Origin of the sequence: Mesorhizobium sp. SEMIA396 (assembly GCF_024518615.1) — a bacterium.
Classification (GTDB): Bacteria; Pseudomonadota; Alphaproteobacteria; order Rhizobiales; family Rhizobiaceae; genus Mesorhizobium.
In genome coordinates, this window is record NZ_JANIFC010000003.1 from 1 (window position 1) to 18,738 (window position 18,738).

Sequence of the window (18,738 nt, forward strand, 5' to 3'; positions counted from 1 at the left end):
GGAGTTGAGCATCGAGACGACGACCGGCATGTCGGCGCCGCCGATCGGGATGATCAGCAGGATGCCGAGCACCAGCGAGGCCGCAACGATCAACCAGAAGACCAGTTTGGACTCGGTGGTGACCAGCAGCACGATCAGGACGACGAGCGCGATGGCAAGTGCCGCGTTGATGAAGTGGCGGCCGCCGATCATGATCGGCTTGCCGGACATGCGGCCATCGAGCTTCAGGAAGGCGATGACCGAGCCGGTGAAAGTGATGGCGCCGATGGCGACGCCAAGGCTCATCTCGATCAGCGCCTGGGCGTGGATGTCGCCATCCGTGCCGATGCCGAAGCTTTCCGGCGCATAGATGGCGGCGGCCGCCACCATGACGGCAGCGAGGCCGACCAGCGAGTGGAAGGCGGCGACCAGCTGCGGCATCGAGGTCATGGCGATGCGGCGCGCGGTGACGGCGCCGACGCTGCCGCCAATGGCCAGGCCGAGCACGATCAGGCCGAAGCGGCCGGCCGAGGGGGTTGCCAGCGCCAATGTGGTGGCGATGGCGATGCCCATGCCGATCATGCCGTAGAGATTGCCCTGGCGGCTGGTGGTCGGATGCGACAGGCCGCGCAGCGCCATGATGAACAGGACGCCGGAGACGAGGTAGAGGAAGGACGCGAAGTTGGCGTTCATGGCGCTCTACTTGTCCTTCTTCTTGTACATGGCCAGCATGCGCTGGGTGACGAGGAAGCCGCCGAAGATGTTGACCGACACCAGCATCAGCGCGACGAAGCCGAAGCCCGCGGCAATGCCGGAGGCGGCGATGCCGACGGCAAGCAGCGCGCCGACGACGATGACCGAAGAGATGGCGTTGGTGACGGCCATCAGCGGCGTATGCAGTGCGGGGGTCACCGACCAGACGACGTAATAGCCGACGAAGATCGCCAGCACGAAGATGGCGAAGCGGAAGACGAAGGGATCGATGGCACCGCCGGACAGCGCATGCGCGGCATCACCCGCCGCGTCGGCACCACCAGGCGCGGTCGCCAGATTGTGCACTGCCAGCCGAACCGCGGCGGAGGCCTGGTCGAGCTGGTCGAGGGCTTTCTGCAGGGTCTGATCCATCACGCGATCCCTTTCGGCTTCGACGAGGGCGACTTGGATGCGGCCGGTTTCTTGGGCGCGGCTTTCTTGGGCGAAGCGTCGGCAACCATGGTTGTGGCCGGGATCGCCGCCGGTTCGACATAAGGCTGCTGGTCGGGCTTGGCGAAGGACGGATGCACGATCTTGCCGCCGTTAGTCAGCATCGTTGCCTTGACCAGATCGTCGTCCCGGTTGATGGCAAGCGTTTTCGTCGTCTTGTCGACCAGCGTTTCGAGGAAGGCGAAGAGGTTCCGGGCATAAAGCAGCGATGCCGACGCCGCGATGCGGCCGGGCACATTGAGATGGCCGACAATCTTGACGTTGTTGGCGGTGGTGACGACCTTGCCGGCTTCGGCGCCCTCGACATTGCCGCCGCGCTCGACCGCCAGATCGACGAGAACCGAGCCTGGCTTCATCGAGGCGACCATCGCCGCCGATACCAGCTTGGGCGCCGGTCGGCCGGGAATAAGCGCGGTGGTGATAACGATATCCTGCTTGGCGATGTGCTCTGATGTGAGTGCCGCCTGCTTAGCCTGGTATTCCTTCGACATCTCCTTGGCGTAGCCGCCGGCCGTTTCGGCCGCCTTGAATTCCTCGTCCTCGACCGCAAGGAACTTTGCGCCGAGCGAGGCGACCTGTTCCTTGGCGGCAGGGCGAACGTCGGTGGCGGTGACGACCGCACCAAGCCGGCGCGCGGTGGCGATCGCCTGCAGGCCGGCGACACCGACGCCCATGATGAAGACCTTCGCCGCCGGCACCGTGCCGGCCGCCGTCATCATCATCGGCAATGCCCGATCGTATTCCGAAGCGCCGTCGATCACCGCCTGGTAACCGGCAAGATTGGCCTGCGAGGACAAGACGTCCATCGACTGGGCGCGCGTGATGCGTGGCATGAATTCCATCGAGAACGCGGTGACGCCAGCCTTGGCCAGGGCTGCCACAGCGGCATCATTGCCATAGGGATCCATGATGGCAATGACCGCTGTACCGGGTTTGTAGCTCTTCAGCTCGGCATCGCCGGGCCGACGCACCTTCAGCACGACATCGGCCTTGACGACATCGGAAGCCTTGCCGATCGTGGCTCCTGCCTTGGAAAACTCCTCGTCGGGGATGCGCGACCGCGTGCCGGCGCCGGCCTCGACGACGACGTCGAAGCCCAACGCCGCCAGCCGTTTCACCGTATCGGGCGAGGCCGCGACGCGCGGCTCATTGGCATCGAGCTCACGAGGGATGAAAACCGTCTGTCCCACCGCATGATCCTTTCGGCCGGAAGCTATTTCCCGCAAGACGCCGGCCGGCCTCGCGGCGGCGCCGTGGACAAGGTGTCGGAAAATCTATCGGAGGATAAAGGCGCCGACGGCCATAATCAGCACGAACAGGATGGTCGCCGAGAAGAAGCCGCCCGCGAAGAAGCCGAAGGCCATCGCCAGAAGCAGGGCTCCGCAGAAAAGCGATCCGTATTTGGCCAGCGCGAGAAAGCCCGCATAGGTGCGGTCATGCTCGGCATAGTCCATCTTCGCGCCCAGTTCGACAGGACCGGTCGGCGAGTGATCAGCCATAGGAATACCCCTTCGAAGACATCTTTCAGGCACATAGCGAAAAGCCGGGCCGAGAGCAATGGCGCTATTGCCGCACAACAGCGGACAACTGCCTCAAAGAAAGGTTGAAGCCGGCTGCCAACGCGCGACGGAGTCCGATCGCTGGATTCTGATGCTTGATGCGGAAAGATGCTTCGAAAGCAGACGCTTGCGTGGCCTAAGCCGGCGCCCTCAGCCGGCTAGATGCGGAAATAGCCCGAGCAACCCGACGACGATCAGATAGAGCGCGACGATGTAGTTCAACAGCCTTGGCATGACCAGGATCAGCACGCCGGCGATCAGCGAGATAAGCGGGGTGAGCGCAAGTGTGGAAATGGTCATGACGGGTTCCTTTGGCATATCCGTGGATTCGGCGACCAATGGCGAGGACGACAAGGCGCCGAGCCATCAGAACGCGTATCCGGCCGGAAAGCTCCAGTGGTTCTGCGAAACGCCTAATCTCAGGCGGCTTCGCGAAAATATTTGGCAGTCGGCAGGATGGTCAGCGGCGCCAATTCTCCAGCACCAGGTGTCTCGAACAGCATACGCTGCTCCAGAGATGTGGATCGGAAGAATGGAAAGCGCGAGAACGACCGCTCGCGAATGGCAGCGACATTGGCGCGATAGAGCACGACCTTGTAGTTCAGGCCTGGATAGTCGCGCAGCTCGCCGATCTGCTCAGAACAGTAGATACGACGGTAGAAACCCGCATGTTCGGGCCGGATAGTCGAGAGACAGTAAGGTGCGTCGAAGTAGAAGCAGGCCATTCCGGCAAGGCGCAGCGTCAGGTACGGGATCTGCGGATAGACCTTCGACCAGTCTGGGTCGGCAGCAAAGCGGCTCGGATCGGCAAAGTGCGCCCCGGCAGCCAGCATCGGGCGCAGGATGTCGCCGTAGACAGTTGTAGACGGCGATTGCGGCGTGGCCCGGCAGGCATGATGAATGCGCACCGTGGAGACCAGGATGCCGTCAATATAGACGCCGAACTTGGAACAATTTTCAGCTTCGTCGAGCTCGTCATGCACAATATGTTCCGGGTTTTCCGGCACCATATCATTCAAGCGATAGGATTTGTAGCGTAACCTATAGATGTCTTCGAGGTCCTCTCCCTTGTCGCAGCGGCGATATTCCGTCCGCTCAAGCATCGCTGAAACATTGCGGGCGAAACTCGACATGCTGTCGGGCGAATTTTCTTCACCCCCGCCCGCCACATGGCCAAGCGCTTCCAACTGCACATCCATACTCAAACCCTCGTAAGTTTCCGCCGCAGTTCAACCTACGACGGGACCCTGAGATGTAAAAGATGAAAATGGAGCACACGTCGTTTACCGATCATTAACGTTAACGATCCGTAAATTTTTATGAAAAGGCGACATTCTTCCCGGCACCGGTCAGCGGCGTGCGGCTCTCTTGGCTGTATTGATGTCCTTGGCGAAGGGCCATACCGTGTTCGACATGGTCTCGATGCCGGAAGCGCTGAGCGCCGAACCGAACAGGAACCCCTGGACAAGGTCGGGCTTGACCTGCAGCGCCAGTATCTTGAGCTGCTCGAAGGTCTCTACACCCTCGACGGTGACCGAAAGCCCCAGCGGCCGCGATAGGTTGACGATACCCTTGAGCAGCTCGAGCGAACGGGGGTTCTGGGTGACGTCCATCAGGAACGAGCGGTCGATCTTGATCTTGTCGAGCGGCAGTTTGTGCAGATAGCTCAGGCTCGAATAGCCGGTGCCGAAATCGTCGAGCGCGATGCGTACGCCGATCTGCTTCAGCTCCTCGATATACTGGCGCGTCAGCGACTTGTCGTCGAGCAGCGCCGTTTCGGTGACCTCGATCTCGAGCCGGGAGGCGGCGAGGCCGGAGCCGGCCAACGCATCGCGAACCTTCTGGATGACGTCGCGGTTGCGGAAATCCTTGGCCGAGAGATTGACCGAGACGCTGGTCTGGTCCGGCCATTTGGCGCATTCGGCGCAGGCTGCCTGCAGCACGAAGGTGCTGATCTCGGAAATGATGCCCATTTCCTCGGCCAAAGGAATGAAGATGCTGGGCGAGATCGGCCCGAGATCGGGATGATCCCACCGGCACAACGCCTCGCAGCTGGCGATACGCATGGTGCTCATCGCCACGATCGGCTGATAGACCACCCTCAAGCCCTTGCTTTCCACGGCTGTACGCAGGTCCGCCTTCATCAGCTGACGGTTGCGGAAGGCGGCATCCATCGAGGCTTCGAACAGCCGCCAGCTGTTCTTGCCGAGCTCCTTGGCCTTGTAGAGCGCCAGGTCCGCCTTGACGATCATGGCGTCGACATCGGTATCCTTGACCCGTGACAGCACCGCGCCGCCGCTGGCCTGAATGCGCAGCCCGTGACCGGCGACGTCGACTTCCCCTTGCAGGCCGGCGAAAATCTCGTCGAGCTGGCTGGTCAGATGGCTCTCATCCTCGACGCGGTCGAAGAAGATCATGAACTCGTCGCCACCGAAACGGCTGACCGTGATATCTTGCCTGGCAATGGCGGCAAGCCGCTCGGCAACGGCATAGATCAAGCCATCGCCGATCGGATGGCCAAGCGTGTCGTTGACGCTCTTGAAATCGTCGAGGTCGAGCACCGCAAGGCCGCAGAGACGATCGCGATCGCCTGATACCATGGCCTCGCCTACCAGTTCATGGAAATAGGCGCGGTTGGGCAGGCCGGTGAGGTTGTCGTAACGTGCCATGAAGCGGATCTTGTCTTCCGCCTCGACACGGGCGGTGACGTCCTCGAAGGTGATGACGCCCAGTTCCTGGCTGCCTTCGCGAGCCGAGAACTCGTAATGCTGGCCGTTGGCGAGGGAAACCAGCACCTTGCGGTCGCGGCCCTCGCGCAGGGCACGCGTCAGCTGGGCCTCGATGTAGCGGCAATCCTTGGGCGCCAGCATGCCGCCGGCGACACCGCGCATCAACAGACCATGGATCGACCGGCCGAGCAGCGCGTCGGGCGACTTGAGCGACATCAGATGCGCCGCCTCGGCATTGGCCACCGCGACGCGGCCGTCCGGGCCGAGCATGACAAGGCCGTGCGACATGGTGTTGAGCGCTCGGTTGAAGCGCTGGGCGATGCGATTGGCCTTCTTTTCCTCGGACAGGGCGGCGAAAAGCACCTCGCGGACCAGATCGGCGAAGCGCTTGATAGCAAAAAGAAATGGCGCCGAAAGCAGGCCGAGAATGAAGTGATAGGGATCGCCCCGCAGGATGAAGCCCAGCGAGATCGGCCAAGTCATGGTCATAATGAAGATCACGACCATCCTGGGCGAACCATAGTTGCGGCCAGCAATAGACGTGGCGGAGGCAAGCGTCACGCAGACGGCAGCTATTTCCGCGAACGGGTCATAGGCAAGATAGATGCCGACAAAGCAGAAGGCGCCAAGCATGAAGCCATGCATCGAGCCGTACAGTATGTAGTCGTTCTCGCGGCGACGCGCCTCTTCCCAATTTTGAGGCGAAGGAGCGTGGCGATATTTCCTGATGTTGCGAAGACGAAGGAAGGCGACAGCCAGCAGTCCGAGGGTGACGGCGAGATAGGCCGGATCCATGGTTTTCCAGTAAACCAGCACGACCAGCAGGGTTTGGGCAAAGAATCCTATCGAAAGCGTCAACCCGTCGCGAAACAAGGTTTCCACGAACGGAATGTAGACGTCGACCGGAATCTCGTTCTTCTTTATCAGATTCAACGCCTGAATCCCAACCCTGGGGAGCCAAGCAGTGCCACATCCGCCTTAAGAAAGATTTAGAGAGGCCCCGCCGCTCCTGCCGTCAAGCCGGGTGACGTAACGGAAAGCAAGGAAATTGTCGTTCAGGTAAACAAGGCGTATCGATCATTCCGCGGCCTGAAGTTTCGGCCGCGCCAGCGTACTCGACAGGCGTTCGAGCAGCCTTTGGCGTTCGCTCAAGGCCTTGTCGGCGCTGGCTCGACGGACGTGGCCATAGCCGCGAATCAGGGCCGGCACCGAGGCCAGCGCAACCGCCGCATCGACCCTGGCCGGGGCCAGCGATCCGGCGATGAGCTCCAGATCCGCCTCATACTGCGCCAGCAGCCGCCGCTCCATGCGCCGTTCGGCGGTGTAGCCGAACAGGTCGAAGGCGGTGCCGCGCAGGCCCTTCATCGCCGACAGCAGGCGAAAACCCTTCATCATCCACGGGCCGAAGCTGGATTTCCTAGGGCTTCCGTCATTGCCGCGACGGCCCATGATCGGCGGCGCGAGGTGGAATTCGAGCCTTTCGTAGCTCTGGAACTGCTTGCCCAGTTCGGCGGCGAAAGAGCCGTCCGTGTAAAGACGCGCCACCTCGTATTCGTCCTTGATCGCCATCAGCTTGAACAGGTTCCTGGCGGCGGCCTGCGACACCGTGGTCGACCCAGGTATGGCCTTCGCTTCGGCGGCGCGCAAAACGGCCAGTTTTTCGGCATAACGCCTGCCATAGGGGGCGTTCTGATAGGCTGTCAGGAAGGCGACGCGGCGGGCGATGATATCGTCCAGTGTCTCGGCGACATCCGTGCCCGGGCCGGCCTTTCCAGCGACGGCTGGACCCGGCTGGGCAACGAGGCCGCGCACGAATTCCGGCTGATGGGCAGCGCGACGTCCCCAGCGGAACGCGGCAACGTTCATCGCCACGGCTTCGCCATTGAGCTCGATCGCCTTCTCGACCGCCTCGGCGGACAGCGGCAGGCCGCCATGCTGGAAGGCAAAGCCGAGCATGAACATGTTGGCGCCGAGCGAATTGCCGAAAAGTGCCGTGGCGGTGCGGGTGGCGTCGAAGAAATGCGCCTTGTCGTCGCCCGCGGCCGCGCGGATCGCCTTCTTCAGGCGGCCTATCGGCAACGAGAAATCCGCCGAGCGGGCAAATTCGCCAGGCATGATCTCGGCGGTGTTGGCGACGAAGATGGTGTGGCCCTCGCGCACTGCGGTCAGCACCTTCTTGGCGCCCGAAACGACGAGATCGCAGCCAAGCACCAGATCGGCCTTGCCGGCCGAGACGCGGATGGCATGGATGTCGTCCGGCGTGCGGGCGATGCGGACATGCGTGAACACCGAGCCACCCTTCTGGGCGAGGCCGGCCATGTCGATCATGCCGCAGCCTTTGTCCTCGAGATGCGCCGCCATGCCGAGCACCGCACCGACGGTGACGACGCCGGTGCCGCCGACGCCGTCGATGATCGCCGCCCAGCCCTGCTCGCCAAGCGGGAATTGCGCCGGCACGGGCACGCCTTCCAGCGGATCGGCCTTGCCGGCAAGGCCCTCGGCCTTGCGGATCTTGGCGCCGTGCACAGTGACGAAGGAGGGGCAGAAGCCGTTGACGCAGGAGAAATCCTTGTTGCAGCTCGACTGGTCGATCTTGCGCTTGCGGCCGAATTCGGTCTCGACCGGCTGGATCGAGACGCAGTTCGACTGCACGCCGCAATCGCCGCAGCCCTCGCAGACCAGCTCGTTGATGAAGACCCGCTTGTCGGGATCGGGGAAGGTGCCGCGCTTGCGGCGGCGGCGTTTTTCGGCGGCGCAGGTCTGGTCGTAGAGCAGCACGGAGACGCCTTTGACATCGCGCAGCTCGCGCTGGACGAGATCGAGGTCGTCGCGGTGATGGATGGTGGCGCCGGCCGGGAATTCGGCCTTGCCGGCATATTTGCCGGGCTCATCTGTGACGATGGCGATTCGGTCGACGCCTTCGGCGCGCACCTGCCTGGCGATCATGTCGACGGTCAGGCCGCCTTCGTGCGGCTGGCCGCCGGTCATGGCGACGGCGTCATTGTAGAGTATCTTGTAGGTGATGTTGGCATCGCTCGACAGCGCGAAGCGGATCGCCAGCGTACCGGAATGGTTGTAGGTGCCATCGCCGAGATTCTGGAAGATGTGCTCGCGCTTGGAGAACGGCGCCTGGCCGACCCATTGCGCGCCCTCGCCGCCCATGGCCGTGAAACCGACGGTGTTGCGGTCCATCCACAGCGCCATGAAGTGGCAGCCGATGCCGGCCGCGGCGATAGAGCCGTCCGGCACCTTGGTGGACGAATTATGCGGGCAACCGGAACAGAAGAACGGTGTGCGCGAGCCGATGTCGGTGGCCTCGGTGAGCATTGCCTGGAACTGGCGCAGCTTCGCCACCCGCGCCGAAATCTCTTCGGACGGGCCGATGGTCCTGACGATCCTCTCGCCAAGCGCAATGGCGATCTCGTTGGGATCGAGCGCGCCCTTGGCCGGAAACAGCCAGTCGCCGCGCTCGTCCTTCTTGCCGATAATGACCGGTTGGGTGGCAGTGCCATAAAGGCTTTCGCGCAGCTGCACTTCGATCAGCGAGCGCTTCTCCTCGACGACGACAATGGTGTCGAGGCCGCGGGCGAAATCGGCGATGTGATGCAGGTCGAGCGGCCAGGGGCAGCCGACCTTGAACAGCCGCACGCCGATGCGGTTGGCGGCCGCCTCGTCGATGCCGATGTCCTCCAGCGCCTGACGGACATCGAGATAGCTCTTGCCCAGCGTGATGATGCCGATCTTCGGGTTGCGGCCGCCCGAATAGACGATGCGGTTCAGCCCGTTGGCAAGGATGAAGGCGGAAGCCGCGGCGCGCTTGTGCTCATGCAGCCGCTCCTCCTGACCGAGCATATCGATCTCGTGGCGAATGTTGAGACCGCCTGATGGCATGTCGAAATCCGGCACGACGATGTTCAGCCGCTCGAGCGAGGCATCGACCGAGGCCGTCGATTCGATGTTGTCCTTGACGCATTTGATCGCCGCCCAGGTACCGGCAAAGCGCGACATGGCAAAGCCGTAGAGCCCGTAATCGATGATCTCCTGGACACCGGCGGGATTGAGGATCGGCACCATCGTGTCGACGAACAGGAATTCGGTGGCGTGCGCATTGGTCGAGGATTCGGCCATATGGTCATCGCCCATCAGCGCAAGCACGCCGCCATGCTTCGACGATCCGGCGAGGTTGGCGTGGCGGAACACGTCGCCTGAGCGATCGACACCCGGTCCCTTGCCGTACCAGACCGAAAAGACGCCGTCATGAGTGCCCTCGCCCAGCAGTTCCGTCTGCTGCGTTCCCCAGCAAGCGGTGGCGGCAAGCTCCTCGTTGAGACCCGGCTGGAAGACGATGTCAGCCTGGGCGAGCTGTTTCTTCGCCTTCCAAAGCTGCATGTCGAGGCCGCCGAGCGGCGAACCGCGATAGCCGGAGACGAAACCGGCCGTGTTCAGGCCGGCGCGGCGATCACGCTCGCGCTGCATCAGCAGCATGCGGATGACCGCCTGCGCGCCGGACAGGAAGATGCGCTCCTTTGCGAGATCGAACTTGTCGTCGAGCGCGACGTCGTGCAGCGTCATCAGGCATTTCCTCTGCGGAGGCCACGCGGGGCAGGCAGCCAACGTCGGGGTCGGATGACGCATCCTTTCTCCCCTTGCAAGGCAGGTCAAACAAAATCGCAGATGCCAGGCAACGCGCACCGAACAGTCCGCGTCCATCCTGAATCGGGTATGAAACCGGTCCGCGGATATTGCCCGGCGCACGAAAATTTCAGCTGCGGCCCGGATGGCCGCGACGCGTCAGCCGCCCTTCGAGCAATCCGGCTTCGGTTCGCCCGGCAGCTTGCCGTCGGGATGGCCGACGAGATCGGGATTGGCGGTGTAGAGCTGGTCGATGACCAGCGGCCGGTCGGGCAGGATCGACTGGTCTTCCGTCGACATCAGCGTGGTGTCGATCTTCTGCAGGACCGCGCCGTCGGCGCCTTTGATGCTGATGGCAATCGCATAGGGCTTGTTCTTGACGACGCAGGTCAGTGCCGGGCTCTCCAGCGTCACCTTGTCGAGCTTCGGCCAGACCTTCTGCTCGACCACCAGAGGCGCGCCGCCGGCGGGATCCTGGAAGCTGGCGACCGCGACCTGGCCCTCTCCCATCGGCTTCAGCGGCCGCAGGGTCACGACATAAGTCGCCCTTGCGAGGCGGTAGTTGAAGACGAATATCTTGCCGGAAATCTCGAACAGCTTGCCTTCGTCATTGCCGGTATCGCGGCAGGCGCCCAGCGCAACGGCCGCGATGAGTGCCACGCCGACAAGGATCGAACGGGAAAGGCCGCTACGCATTCCTGACCTCATTTTCCGCCATGCGACGGCGACGATAGTGACGGCTTGCCTTCTGCCTGTTGCCACACACCGCCATGTCGCACCAAAGGCGGCTGGAATTGCGGCTTCTGTCGACGAACAGCCAGGTGCAATTGGGACAGATCCTCAGCCTCGCGACGGTGTCGTCACGCAGAAGCGACAACGCCGAAACCGCCAGTGCCGCCTCGAAAGCGATCGGCGTCAGGGGATCACCGAACGGCCTCCCCGGCGCACCGATCTCGGTCCGGCTGCCGGCAAGGCCATCGGCGCAGGCTCTCAGGAATCCGGGCAGATCAGTGGTGGCAACCGCGCCCTTCGACGCCGCTCCACGAAACAGCCGGTCGGTCGCCTCGCGGATCGACAGCACGACGGGTGCGATCGCCACCGCCGAGGATACCGCCAATGGCCTATCGCCAAGTTCGGCAGCGCGAAAGCGGCTCGCCGCATCGGCGAAGCGGGCAATCTCGGCCGGATCGTCGAAGCGATCGAAGGTTCGCCCCGGATCGCCGCGCAGCACGACGGTGTTCGCTGTGTCGAGCGCAAGCAGGCCGCCGGTGAAGCGGTGCGGGGTCCAGGATACCGTCATGGCGAAAATCTAACCTATAAATCGTATTTGACAAGTTAGATTCAGCGATGCACCCTCACTCTGGGCTGCGATGATCTTCGCAGCCTTTTGAGCCTGTCGTTGGCCAGGACCGCTTCGCACTTTTGGGCGGCATGCTTCGAGGTTTTGCATGCTCTATTTCTTCCAGCAGGTGTTGAACGGGCTGCATTCGGGCGCGCTTTATGCGCTGCTCGCCTTTGGCTATGTGCTGACCAACGGCATCCTGCACCGCACCAATCTCGCCTATGGCGCGTTGTTCGCCTTTTGCGGCCAGACGATGATCCTGACCGCCGCCTTCGGCTATCAGATGCTGTGGCTGACGCTGCTGGCGGCGGTGGCGCTCGGCGTCGTCGCTGCGTTCTTCTATGCCGCGCTGATCAGCCACGTGCTGTCGCGCAGTGTCTTCGAACCTTTGGCCGACCGCACACCCAATGCAATCGTGGTGACGACGCTCGGCATCCTGCTGCTGCTGTCCGAAGCGAGCCGCATCGCCGCCGACACGCACGATCTGTGGCTGCCGCCGATGCTGGCGCAGCCTATCGTTTTCGCGCAGGGCGCCACCTTCAGGGCAACGCTGACGCTCATCCAGCTCATCGACTGCGCCGTGGTGGTGGCGGCAATCGCGCTGGCCAGCTGGGCATTTGCCCGATCGAGCTTCGGACGGCGCTGGCGCGCCGTCTCCGACGACCCCAGGGCAGCCGCTATGTGCGGCGTCGACGTGCGCGCGGTGTTCCGGCACGCGGTCCTGTTCGGCGGCTTCTGCGCCGCGCTGGCCGGTGTGATGGCCGGGCTCTATTACGGCAATGTCAGCTTCGGCTCGGGCCTCGTCTACGGCCTGAAAATCCTGTTCGTGACGGCGGTCGGCGGATATCTCTCGCCGTCGCGCGCGGCACTCGGCGCGGCCGCCTTCGGCATGGCCGAATCGCTGTGGGCCGGCTATTTCCCGGTCGAATGGCGCGATGCGTGGATGTATCTGTTCCTGGTCACGACGCTGATCCTGATCGGCGCCGGCCGCGACACCGGCAAAATCGCCTGAAACGTCAGACTTTGGTTGCATGACGCCAGGGCAGATCGCCGGTATTGGGCACTGTCTGCCATGCGATGATATTTGCTCCCTCTATCCTTGTTGACCCGTCAGTCCACGCGCGGCATACCGTTGGACCACGCGGCGTGACGGACAAAAGGGGGAAGCCGGCACGCCTCCGGTACAAGGGAGGAATGCATGGCAGGGCTTCTTGCTCTATCCAGGACAATTGATCGCGCCAACGAATTCATCGGCAAGTGGATATCGTGGCTGATCCTGCTGGCGATCCTGGTGAGCGCCGCCAACGCCATTATCCGCAAGGTGTTCGACATATCCTCGAACGCCTGGCTCGAGCTGCAATGGTATCTGTTCGGCGCCGCCTTCATGCTGGCCGCCGCCTATACGCTGAAGCAGAACGAGCATATCCGCATCGACGTCGTCTACGGCCTGTTTTCACGCCGCGTGCAGCACTGGATCGACCTACTCGGGCATCTCTTCTTCCTGATGCCGTTCGTGACGTTGATGGTGATCTATTTCGTGCCCTATGTGTCGCTGTCGTTTCGCAGCGGCGAGATGTCCAACAATTCCGGCGGTCTGATCATCTGGCCGGCCAAGGCCATCCTGCTCGTCGGTTTTTTCCTGCTCGCGCTGCAGGGCATCTCCGAGATCATCAAGAAGATCGCCATCATGCGCGGCGACATGGACGATCCCAATCCGTTCATTTCCGTGCATGAGCAGGCCGAACTCGAAGCCAAGGCGCTGGCCGACGAGGTGCGCTCGTGATGGAGTTCATCGCGCAGAACATGGCGCCGATCATGTTCGCCTCGCTGATCATCTTCCTGCTGATCGGCTACCCCGTCGCTTTTTCCTTGGCCGCCAACGGCTTGATGTTCTTCTTCATCGGCGTGCTGCTGTCGCCTTATTCCGGAGGATCGATCAACCTCGCCTGGCCGCTCCTGCACGCATTGCCGGATAATTTCTACGGCAGCCGGGTGATGTCGAACGACACGCTGCTGGCCATTCCGTTCTTCACCTTCATGGGCATCGTGCTCGAGCGATCGGGTATGGCCGAAGACCTGCTCGACACGATCGGCCAGCTGTTCGGGCCAATCCGCGGTGGCCTTGCCTATGCGGTGATCTTCGTCGGCGCGCTTTTGGCAGCGACCACCGGCGTGGTGGCGGCTTCCGTCATCGCCATGGGCCTGATCTCGCTGCCGATCATGCTGCGCTATGGCTATGACCGCCGGCTCGCATCCGGTGTCATTGCCGCCTCGGGCACGCTTGCCCAGATCATCCCGCCGTCGCTGGTGCTGATCGTGCTTGCCGACCAGCTCGGCCGTTCGGTCGGCGACATGTATGCCGGCGCGCTGATCCCCGGCCTCGTGCTCACCGTCCTCTATATGTCCTACATCCTGATCATGTCGATCATCCGGCCGAACTCGATGCCGGCGCTGCCGCTCGAGGCCCGTACACTCGGCCATGGCGTGATGTCGCTGCTGGTGGCTTTGCTGGTCACATTAGCGGTTTCCTACGCGGCGTATCGTTATCTGGCGCCGGCGCATGGCGACAATGCCGACATTCTCGGCGCGACTGCCGGAGTCCTGTTCATCTACATCGTCGCCATTGCCGACAAACGCCTGAATTTCAACATGATGTCCAGGCTCGCGCAGCAGGTGATCATCGTGCTGATCCCCCCGCTGGCGCTGATCTTCCTGGTGCTGGGCACCATCTTCCTGGGCATCGCCACGCCGACCGAAGGCGGCGCCATGGGTTCCGTCGGCGCCTTGATCATGGCGGCGGCAAAGGGGCGCTTGTCGCTTGACGTCGTCAAGCAGGCACTGGCCTCGACGACAAGGCTATCGTCCTTCGTGCTTTTCATCCTGATCGGCGCACGGGTGTTCTCACTGACCTTCTACGGCGTCAACGGCCACATCTGGGTCGAGCACCTTTTGACGTCGCTGCCGGGCGGCGAGGTCGGCTTCCTGATCGGCGTCAACATGCTCGTCTTCTTCCTCGCTTTCTTCCTCGACTTCTTCGAATTGGCGTTCATCATCGTACCGCTGCTGGCGCCCGCCGCCGACAAGCTCGGCATCGACCTGATCTGGTTCGGCGTGCTCCTGGGCGTCAACATGCAGACCAGCTTCATGCACCCGCCCTTCGGCTTCGCGCTGTTCTACCTGCGTTCGGTGGCTGCGCGCGTGCCCTATCTCGATCGTCTCACCGGCAAACAAATCGCGCCGGTGACCACCGGACAGATCTATTGGGGCGCGGTGCCCTTTGTCTGCATCCAGGTGATCATGATCGGGTTGACCATCGCCTTCCCGCAAATGGTGATGCACTACAAGGGAACGACCGTCGATCCGGGCACGATCGACTACCAGGTGCCGGAGATGCCCGGCCTGTCGCCGCTCGGCACGCCGCCGGCGGATGGCGCAGCGCCTGCCGGCGGCGGCACGGCTCCCGCCGCCCCCGATCTGTCGCAGCCGCCGAGCTTCGGCGACGCGCCGCCGGCCAAGCCGGCAACGCCACAGCCCGACCTGTCGCAACCGCCAAGCTTCAACTGAACCGGCATGGTCAAAACCATGAAAGCGGTGCGGCTGGAAGCAGTGGGCGGCATCACGCTGCGCGACGTCGACATGCCTGACATCGGTGCGGATGAGCTACTGGTGCGCATCGAAGCCTGCGGCGTCTGCGGCACGGATCGGCATCTGTTTCACGGCGAATTTCCGTGCACGCCGCCGGTGACGCCCGGCCATGAGTTCTCCGGTCTCGTCGAGGCGATCGGAAAATCGGTCTCGGGTTTTGCCATCGGCGATCGTGTCACCGGCGACCCCAACATCGCCTGCGGGCGCTGCGCGCGTTGTCACGCGGGACAAGTCAATCTCTGCAGCAATCTGCGCGCCATCGGCATTCATCGCGATGGCGGCTTTGCCGAATATCTTGCCTTGCCGCAGAAGCAGGCTTTCGTCCTGCCTGCGGGCCTCGATCCCATGCACGGTGCCTTCTGCGAGCCGCTCGGCTGTTGCCTGCACGGCGTCGACCTTGCCGGTATCAAACCGGGCAGCTCGGTGGTCGTGCTTGGCGGCGGCGTGATCGGCCTGCTCACCGTACAACTGGCAAGATTGGCGGGAGCCACGACCATCATCCTGTCGACCAGGCAAGCCTCGCGGCGCGCCCTCGCCGAGGACCTCGGCGCGACAATGACGATCGATCCAACCACCGCCGATGTCATCGATGCCATCGCCGGACCGGTGGGGCTGGTGCCAGGCGGTGTCGACGTCGTCTTCGAATGTGCGGGCGTGCGAGAGACCGTCGAGCAGTCGATGCGGCTGGCCCGCGCCGGTGGCACGGTCGTCATCGTCGGCGTGACGCCGCAAGGCGTGAAAGCTGAATTCGAGCCGTTCGACCTGCTGTTCCGGGAACTGAAGGTGCTCGGTTCCTTCCTCAATCCCTACACCCATCGCCGTGCCGCCGAACTCATTGCTTCCGGCACGATCGAGATCGATAGGCTGATCTCCAGGCAGGTGTCGCTTGAAGAAGCGCCAGCGGTGATCGCCAATCCGCCGGCGCCCGGCGAGGTCAAGGTTCTGGTGGTGCCGCGCCGAGGCTGAACCGCCGGTTTCGCCTCCGGTATATACAGAAAAGCTCCCTGAGCGGGTTCCGCCCAGAGAGCTTTTGAGCAGAAGTCCGGCCGACTACAGCTTGCCGTTGCGCTGCTGGACCATCATGAAGGTGTCGTAATTGTATTCGGCCACCTGCGCCCAGAGATAATGCTCCTTGCGGAAGCCCTTGATCGATTCCCAGATCTTCTTGAACGGGGCGTTGGAGGCTTCCATTTCGGTATAGACCTCGTTGGCCTTTTCGAAGCAGGCGGCCATGATCTCCTGGCTGAACGGGCGCAGTTTCGCGCCGCCGGCTACCAGTCGCTTCACCGCCGCAGGGTTCAGATAATCGTATTTCTGCAGCATGTTGGCGTCGGCCGCCTGCGCGGCAGTGTGCAGCAGCGACTTGTACGTCGGCGAAAGTTCTTCGTACTTCGCCTTGTTGAACATCAGGTGGACGGTCGGGCCGCCCTCCCACCAGCCGGGATAGTAATAATAGGGCGCGACCTTATAGAAGCCGAGCTTCTCGTCGTCATAGGGACCAACCCATTCGGCCGCGTCGATGGTGCCTTTCTCCAGCGCGGGATAGATATCACCGCCGGCGATCTGCTGCGGCACGACGCCGAGCTTCTGCACCACCTTGCCGGCAAAACCGCCGATTCGCATCTTGAGGCCGGAAAGGTCGGCCACCGTGTTGATTTCCTTGCGGAACCAGCCGCCCATCTGGACGCCGGTGTTGCCGCCCGGCAGGCCGAAAAGGCCCTGCGTGGCGAGAAACTCGTTGAACAGGTCGATGCCGCCGCCATGGTAATGCCAGGCATTCATGCCGCGTGCGTTGAGCGAAAAGGGAACCGCCGCACCCAGCGCCCATGTCGGGTCCTTGCCCCAGTAATAATATGCCACCGTATGACAGGCCTCGACCGTGCCGGCCGTGGTGGCGTCTGCGGCCTGCAGGCCTGGCACCAGCTCTCCGGCGGCGAAGACCTGGATCTGGAAGTTACCGTCGGTGGCTTCCGACAGCATCTTCGAGAACACCTCGGCACCGCCATAGATGGTGTCGAGCGACTTCGGGAAGGACGACGCCAGCCGCCACGTCACCTTGGGATTGGACTGGGCTATTGCGGGCGCCGCCAGTGTGGCCGCCGCCGCGGCGGCACCGACGCCGGTGACACCGGCCTTGCGAATGAATGAACGACGATCCATGAAGTTCCTCCCTTTTGGATCAACAGGCCGACGTCAGGAAATCCTCGGTTTCCGTGTCGGTTCGTTCAAGACAATACACAGGCAAGAAGTCGAGTCCAGCACGGCGACCCGATTTGACGGCGAAGCCCAGCTACCCTGCAACTATAGTCTAACAGGCCATTTCGTGGCCCATGCGACACGCCGAAACTTGGCATGGAAAAACAACCGGGGATCGCCTATTTTAGCGGCAGGTATCCCTTGCCCAGATGGAACACAGAGCAAAATGCATCAGCCGCTCGTCGCCATATCGACCGACGTCCGTCAGTTCGACAACTACACCTGGCATGCCGCCCCGCAGCAATATCTGGAAGCGGCGATCACCGGCGCCGGTGTGTTCCCGCTGCTGGTGCCATCGTTCGGCGACCGGCTCGACTTCGACGAACTTCTCTCGTCGGTCGACGGCGTGATGGTCACCGGCTCGAAATCCAATGTGCATCCCTCGCTCTATGGCGGCGACGCCAGCGAAGCCAATGGCCCCTATGATCCGGCGCGCGACGCCACGACGCTGCCGCTGATCCGGCGGGCGATCGAGCGCGGCGTGCCGCTGCTCGCCATCTGCCGCGGCATCCAGGAATTGAACGTGGCGCTGGGCGGCACGCTCGGCACCGAAATCCAGGAGCGCGAGGGCTCGCTTGACCACCGCGCGCCGGTGAGCGACAAGCAGGACGAACGCTTCGCCATCCACCAGACCATTTCGATCAAACCCGACAGTTGCCTGGCCGGTGTGTTCGGTGCCGGCGACATCAAGGTCAATTCATTGCACCGCCAGGCGATCGACCGGCTCGGCTCGAAGCTGCAGGTCGAGGCCGTCGCCACCGACGGCACGGTCGAGGCGGTTTCGGTGCGCGACGCCCGCGCCTTCGCCGTCGGCGTGCAATGGCACCCGGAATACTGGGTCAAGTCGGACAGCAATTCGGTGAAAATATTCCGGGCCTTCGGCGATGCGGTTCGGCTGCACGCCGCAGCGAAGGCTGGCGCGCGGGCGGCGGCGGAATAATCAGTCGCCAGATTTCTTATCACCGGTGGCCGCCAGCGACAGCAATGGTAGCGCCGGGGCATAGGATTCGTAGCCGTCGCCATCGGCAGCCGCGAAGGTGACGATTGGATCGGTGCCATTGGCGCTGAAGGCGACCGTGCCATCGTTCTGCTCGCGCCAGAACTTCGCCTGCTCTATGCCCGGCAAGAGCCGGCGGCATTTCGGAGCAACGGTGAGCAGCGACAAACCGTCCGAAATTTCGGCCCCGCGGCTGACTGCACAGACCGCCTCATCGCCATTGGCGACCAGCCTGTAGCTGTTGGACGGGGCGGCCTCGTTGGCCACGCTTTCACGGCTGCCGCCATGAAACAGCTGAATGCCACCAAACAGCGCCGCGGCAGCGATCAATGCGGAAAGTGCTTTCATCATTCTTCATCCACGTACACGGACAGGTTGAACAATGATTCCAAAGCG

17 protein-coding genes are annotated in these 18,738 nt (G+C 62.9%); 5 read left to right on the forward strand and 12 right to left on the reverse strand.

The genetic code is table 11. From position 1 onward, the window contains the following. The 10 genes from NP503_RS09460 to NP503_RS09505 all read right to left on the reverse strand — a co-directional run. On the reverse strand, nucleotides 1-672 hold a 672-nt coding region (locus NP503_RS09460), incomplete at its 3' end, for an NAD(P)(+) transhydrogenase (Re/Si-specific) subunit beta (protein ID WP_206520078.1). A 6-nt stretch (nucleotides 673-678) separates the two neighbouring features. Beyond that, entirely contained in the window at nucleotides 679-1,104 is a 426-nt protein-coding gene (locus tag NP503_RS09465; RefSeq protein ID WP_127267394.1) for a proton-translocating transhydrogenase family protein, read from the reverse strand. Further along, entirely contained in the window at nucleotides 1,104-2,372 is a 1,269-nt protein-coding gene (locus tag NP503_RS09470; RefSeq protein ID WP_127267395.1) for a Re/Si-specific NAD(P)(+) transhydrogenase subunit alpha, read from the reverse strand. The genes NP503_RS09465 and NP503_RS09470 overlap by 1 nt, the downstream gene beginning before the upstream one ends. An 84-nt stretch (nucleotides 2,373-2,456) precedes the next feature. Next, nucleotides 2,457-2,681: an aa3-type cytochrome c oxidase subunit IV gene (locus tag NP503_RS09475; RefSeq protein WP_127267396.1), complete on the reverse strand. Its 225-nt coding sequence runs from the start codon at nucleotides 2,679-2,681 to the stop codon at nucleotides 2,457-2,459. A 210-nt stretch (nucleotides 2,682-2,891) separates the two neighbouring features. Further along, nucleotides 2,892-3,041 (reverse strand): DUF3096 domain-containing protein, encoded by a 150-nt coding sequence (locus tag NP503_RS09480; RefSeq protein WP_013528205.1) that lies wholly within the window; start codon nucleotides 3,039-3,041, stop codon nucleotides 2,892-2,894. Nucleotides 3,042-3,160: 119 nt separating this feature from the next. After that, entirely contained in the window at nucleotides 3,161-3,940 is a 780-nt protein-coding gene (locus tag NP503_RS09485; protein WP_127267397.1) for a hypothetical protein, read from the reverse strand. A gap of 150 nt (nucleotides 3,941-4,090) precedes the next feature. Then, a complete protein-coding gene (locus NP503_RS09490) occupies nucleotides 4,091-6,403 on the reverse strand; it encodes a bifunctional diguanylate cyclase/phosphodiesterase (RefSeq protein ID WP_127267398.1) in 2,313 nt (770 codons plus the stop codon). Nucleotides 6,404-6,547: 144 nt separating this feature from the next. After that, nucleotides 6,548-10,042 carry an indolepyruvate ferredoxin oxidoreductase family protein gene (locus NP503_RS09495; protein ID WP_127271070.1) on the reverse strand — a complete coding sequence of 1,165 codons (3,495 nt, stop codon included), beginning with the start codon at nucleotides 10,040-10,042 and terminating at the stop codon, nucleotides 6,548-6,550. Between the two features lie 219 nt (nucleotides 10,043-10,261). Beyond that, entirely contained in the window at nucleotides 10,262-10,798 is a 537-nt protein-coding gene (locus NP503_RS09500) for a hypothetical protein (protein ID WP_127269757.1), read from the reverse strand. Further along, entirely contained in the window at nucleotides 10,791-11,402 is a 612-nt protein-coding gene (locus NP503_RS09505) for a CGNR zinc finger domain-containing protein (RefSeq protein ID WP_127271073.1), read from the reverse strand. The genes NP503_RS09500 and NP503_RS09505 overlap by 8 nt, the downstream gene beginning before the upstream one ends. A 148-nt stretch (nucleotides 11,403-11,550) precedes the next feature. Here NP503_RS09505 and NP503_RS09510 point away from each other — a divergent pair, with 148 nt between their 5' ends. From NP503_RS09510 to NP503_RS09525, 4 genes are all read left to right on the forward strand, one after another. Continuing rightward, nucleotides 11,551-12,456 (forward strand): branched-chain amino acid ABC transporter permease, encoded by a 906-nt coding sequence (locus NP503_RS09510; protein WP_127266511.1) that lies wholly within the window; start codon nucleotides 11,551-11,553, stop codon nucleotides 12,454-12,456. A 186-nt stretch (nucleotides 12,457-12,642) separates the two neighbouring features. After that, nucleotides 12,643-13,227 (forward strand): TRAP transporter small permease subunit, encoded by a 585-nt coding sequence (locus NP503_RS09515; protein ID WP_127266510.1) that lies wholly within the window; start codon nucleotides 12,643-12,645, stop codon nucleotides 13,225-13,227. Beyond that, the gene (locus NP503_RS09520; protein ID WP_174800303.1) at nucleotides 13,224-15,008 is read left to right on the forward strand and encodes a TRAP transporter large permease subunit; all 1,785 of its coding nucleotides are present in this window, start codon (nucleotides 13,224-13,226) and stop codon (nucleotides 15,006-15,008) included. The genes NP503_RS09515 and NP503_RS09520 overlap by 4 nt, the downstream gene beginning before the upstream one ends. Before the next feature lie 18 nt (nucleotides 15,009-15,026). Further along, a complete protein-coding gene (locus NP503_RS09525; protein ID WP_164748951.1) occupies nucleotides 15,027-16,055 on the forward strand; it encodes a zinc-dependent alcohol dehydrogenase family protein in 1,029 nt (342 codons plus the stop codon). Between the two features lie 84 nt (nucleotides 16,056-16,139). Here NP503_RS09525 and NP503_RS09530 read toward each other — a convergent pair whose 3' ends face one another. Beyond that, complete coding sequence (locus NP503_RS09530) at nucleotides 16,140-17,249, reverse strand: TRAP transporter substrate-binding protein (protein ID WP_013528215.1); 1,110 nt, start codon at nucleotides 17,247-17,249, stop codon at nucleotides 16,140-16,142. A gap of 262 nt (nucleotides 17,250-17,511) precedes the next feature. On the opposite strand from NP503_RS09530, the gene NP503_RS09535 reads away from it, so the two are divergent. After that, entirely contained in the window at nucleotides 17,512-18,285 is a 774-nt protein-coding gene (locus NP503_RS09535; RefSeq protein ID WP_127266508.1) for a gamma-glutamyl-gamma-aminobutyrate hydrolase family protein, read from the forward strand. Here the strand turns inward: NP503_RS09535 and NP503_RS09540 are convergent, their stop codons facing one another. Further along, nucleotides 18,286-18,690, reverse strand: a complete 405-nt coding sequence (locus NP503_RS09540; protein ID WP_032901504.1) for a hypothetical protein — start codon at nucleotides 18,688-18,690, stop codon at nucleotides 18,286-18,288. Between the last annotated feature and the right edge of the window lie 48 nt (nucleotides 18,691-18,738).

Excerpts from the sequence above, each read along its gene's own strand:
- NP503_RS09540 (WP_032901504.1), bottom strand. The coding sequence starts at position 18,690 with ATGAAAGCACTTTCCGCATTGATCGCTGCCGCGGCGCTGTTTGGTGGC.
- NP503_RS09500 (WP_127269757.1), bottom strand. The coding sequence starts at position 10,798 with ATGCGTAGCGGCCTTTCCCGTTCGATCCTTGTCGGCGTGGCACTCATC.
- NP503_RS09510 (WP_127266511.1), top strand. The coding sequence starts at position 11,551 with ATGCTCTATTTCTTCCAGCAGGTGTTGAACGGGCTGCATTCGGGCGCG.
- NP503_RS09465 (WP_127267394.1), bottom strand. The coding sequence starts at position 1,104 with ATGGATCAGACCCTGCAGAAAGCCCTCGACCAGCTCGACCAGGCCTCC.
- NP503_RS09530 (WP_013528215.1), bottom strand. The coding sequence starts at position 17,249 with ATGGATCGTCGTTCATTCATTCGCAAGGCCGGTGTCACCGGCGTCGGT.
- NP503_RS09485 (WP_127267397.1), bottom strand. The coding sequence starts at position 3,940 with ATGGATGTGCAGTTGGAAGCGCTTGGCCATGTGGCGGGCGGGGGTGAA.
- NP503_RS09475 (WP_127267396.1), bottom strand. The coding sequence starts at position 2,681 with ATGGCTGATCACTCGCCGACCGGTCCTGTCGAACTGGGCGCGAAGATG.
- NP503_RS09505 (WP_127271073.1), bottom strand. The coding sequence starts at position 11,402 with ATGACGGTATCCTGGACCCCGCACCGCTTCACCGGCGGCCTGCTTGCG.
- NP503_RS09480 (WP_013528205.1), bottom strand. The coding sequence starts at position 3,041 with ATGACCATTTCCACACTTGCGCTCACCCCGCTTATCTCGCTGATCGCC.
- NP503_RS09535 (WP_127266508.1), top strand. The coding sequence starts at position 17,512 with ATGCATCAGCCGCTCGTCGCCATATCGACCGACGTCCGTCAGTTCGAC.
- NP503_RS09495 (WP_127271070.1), bottom strand. The coding sequence starts at position 10,042 with ATGACGCTGCACGACGTCGCGCTCGACGACAAGTTCGATCTCGCAAAG.
- NP503_RS09525 (WP_164748951.1), top strand. The coding sequence starts at position 15,027 with ATGAAAGCGGTGCGGCTGGAAGCAGTGGGCGGCATCACGCTGCGCGAC.
- NP503_RS09515 (WP_127266510.1), top strand. The coding sequence starts at position 12,643 with ATGGCAGGGCTTCTTGCTCTATCCAGGACAATTGATCGCGCCAACGAA.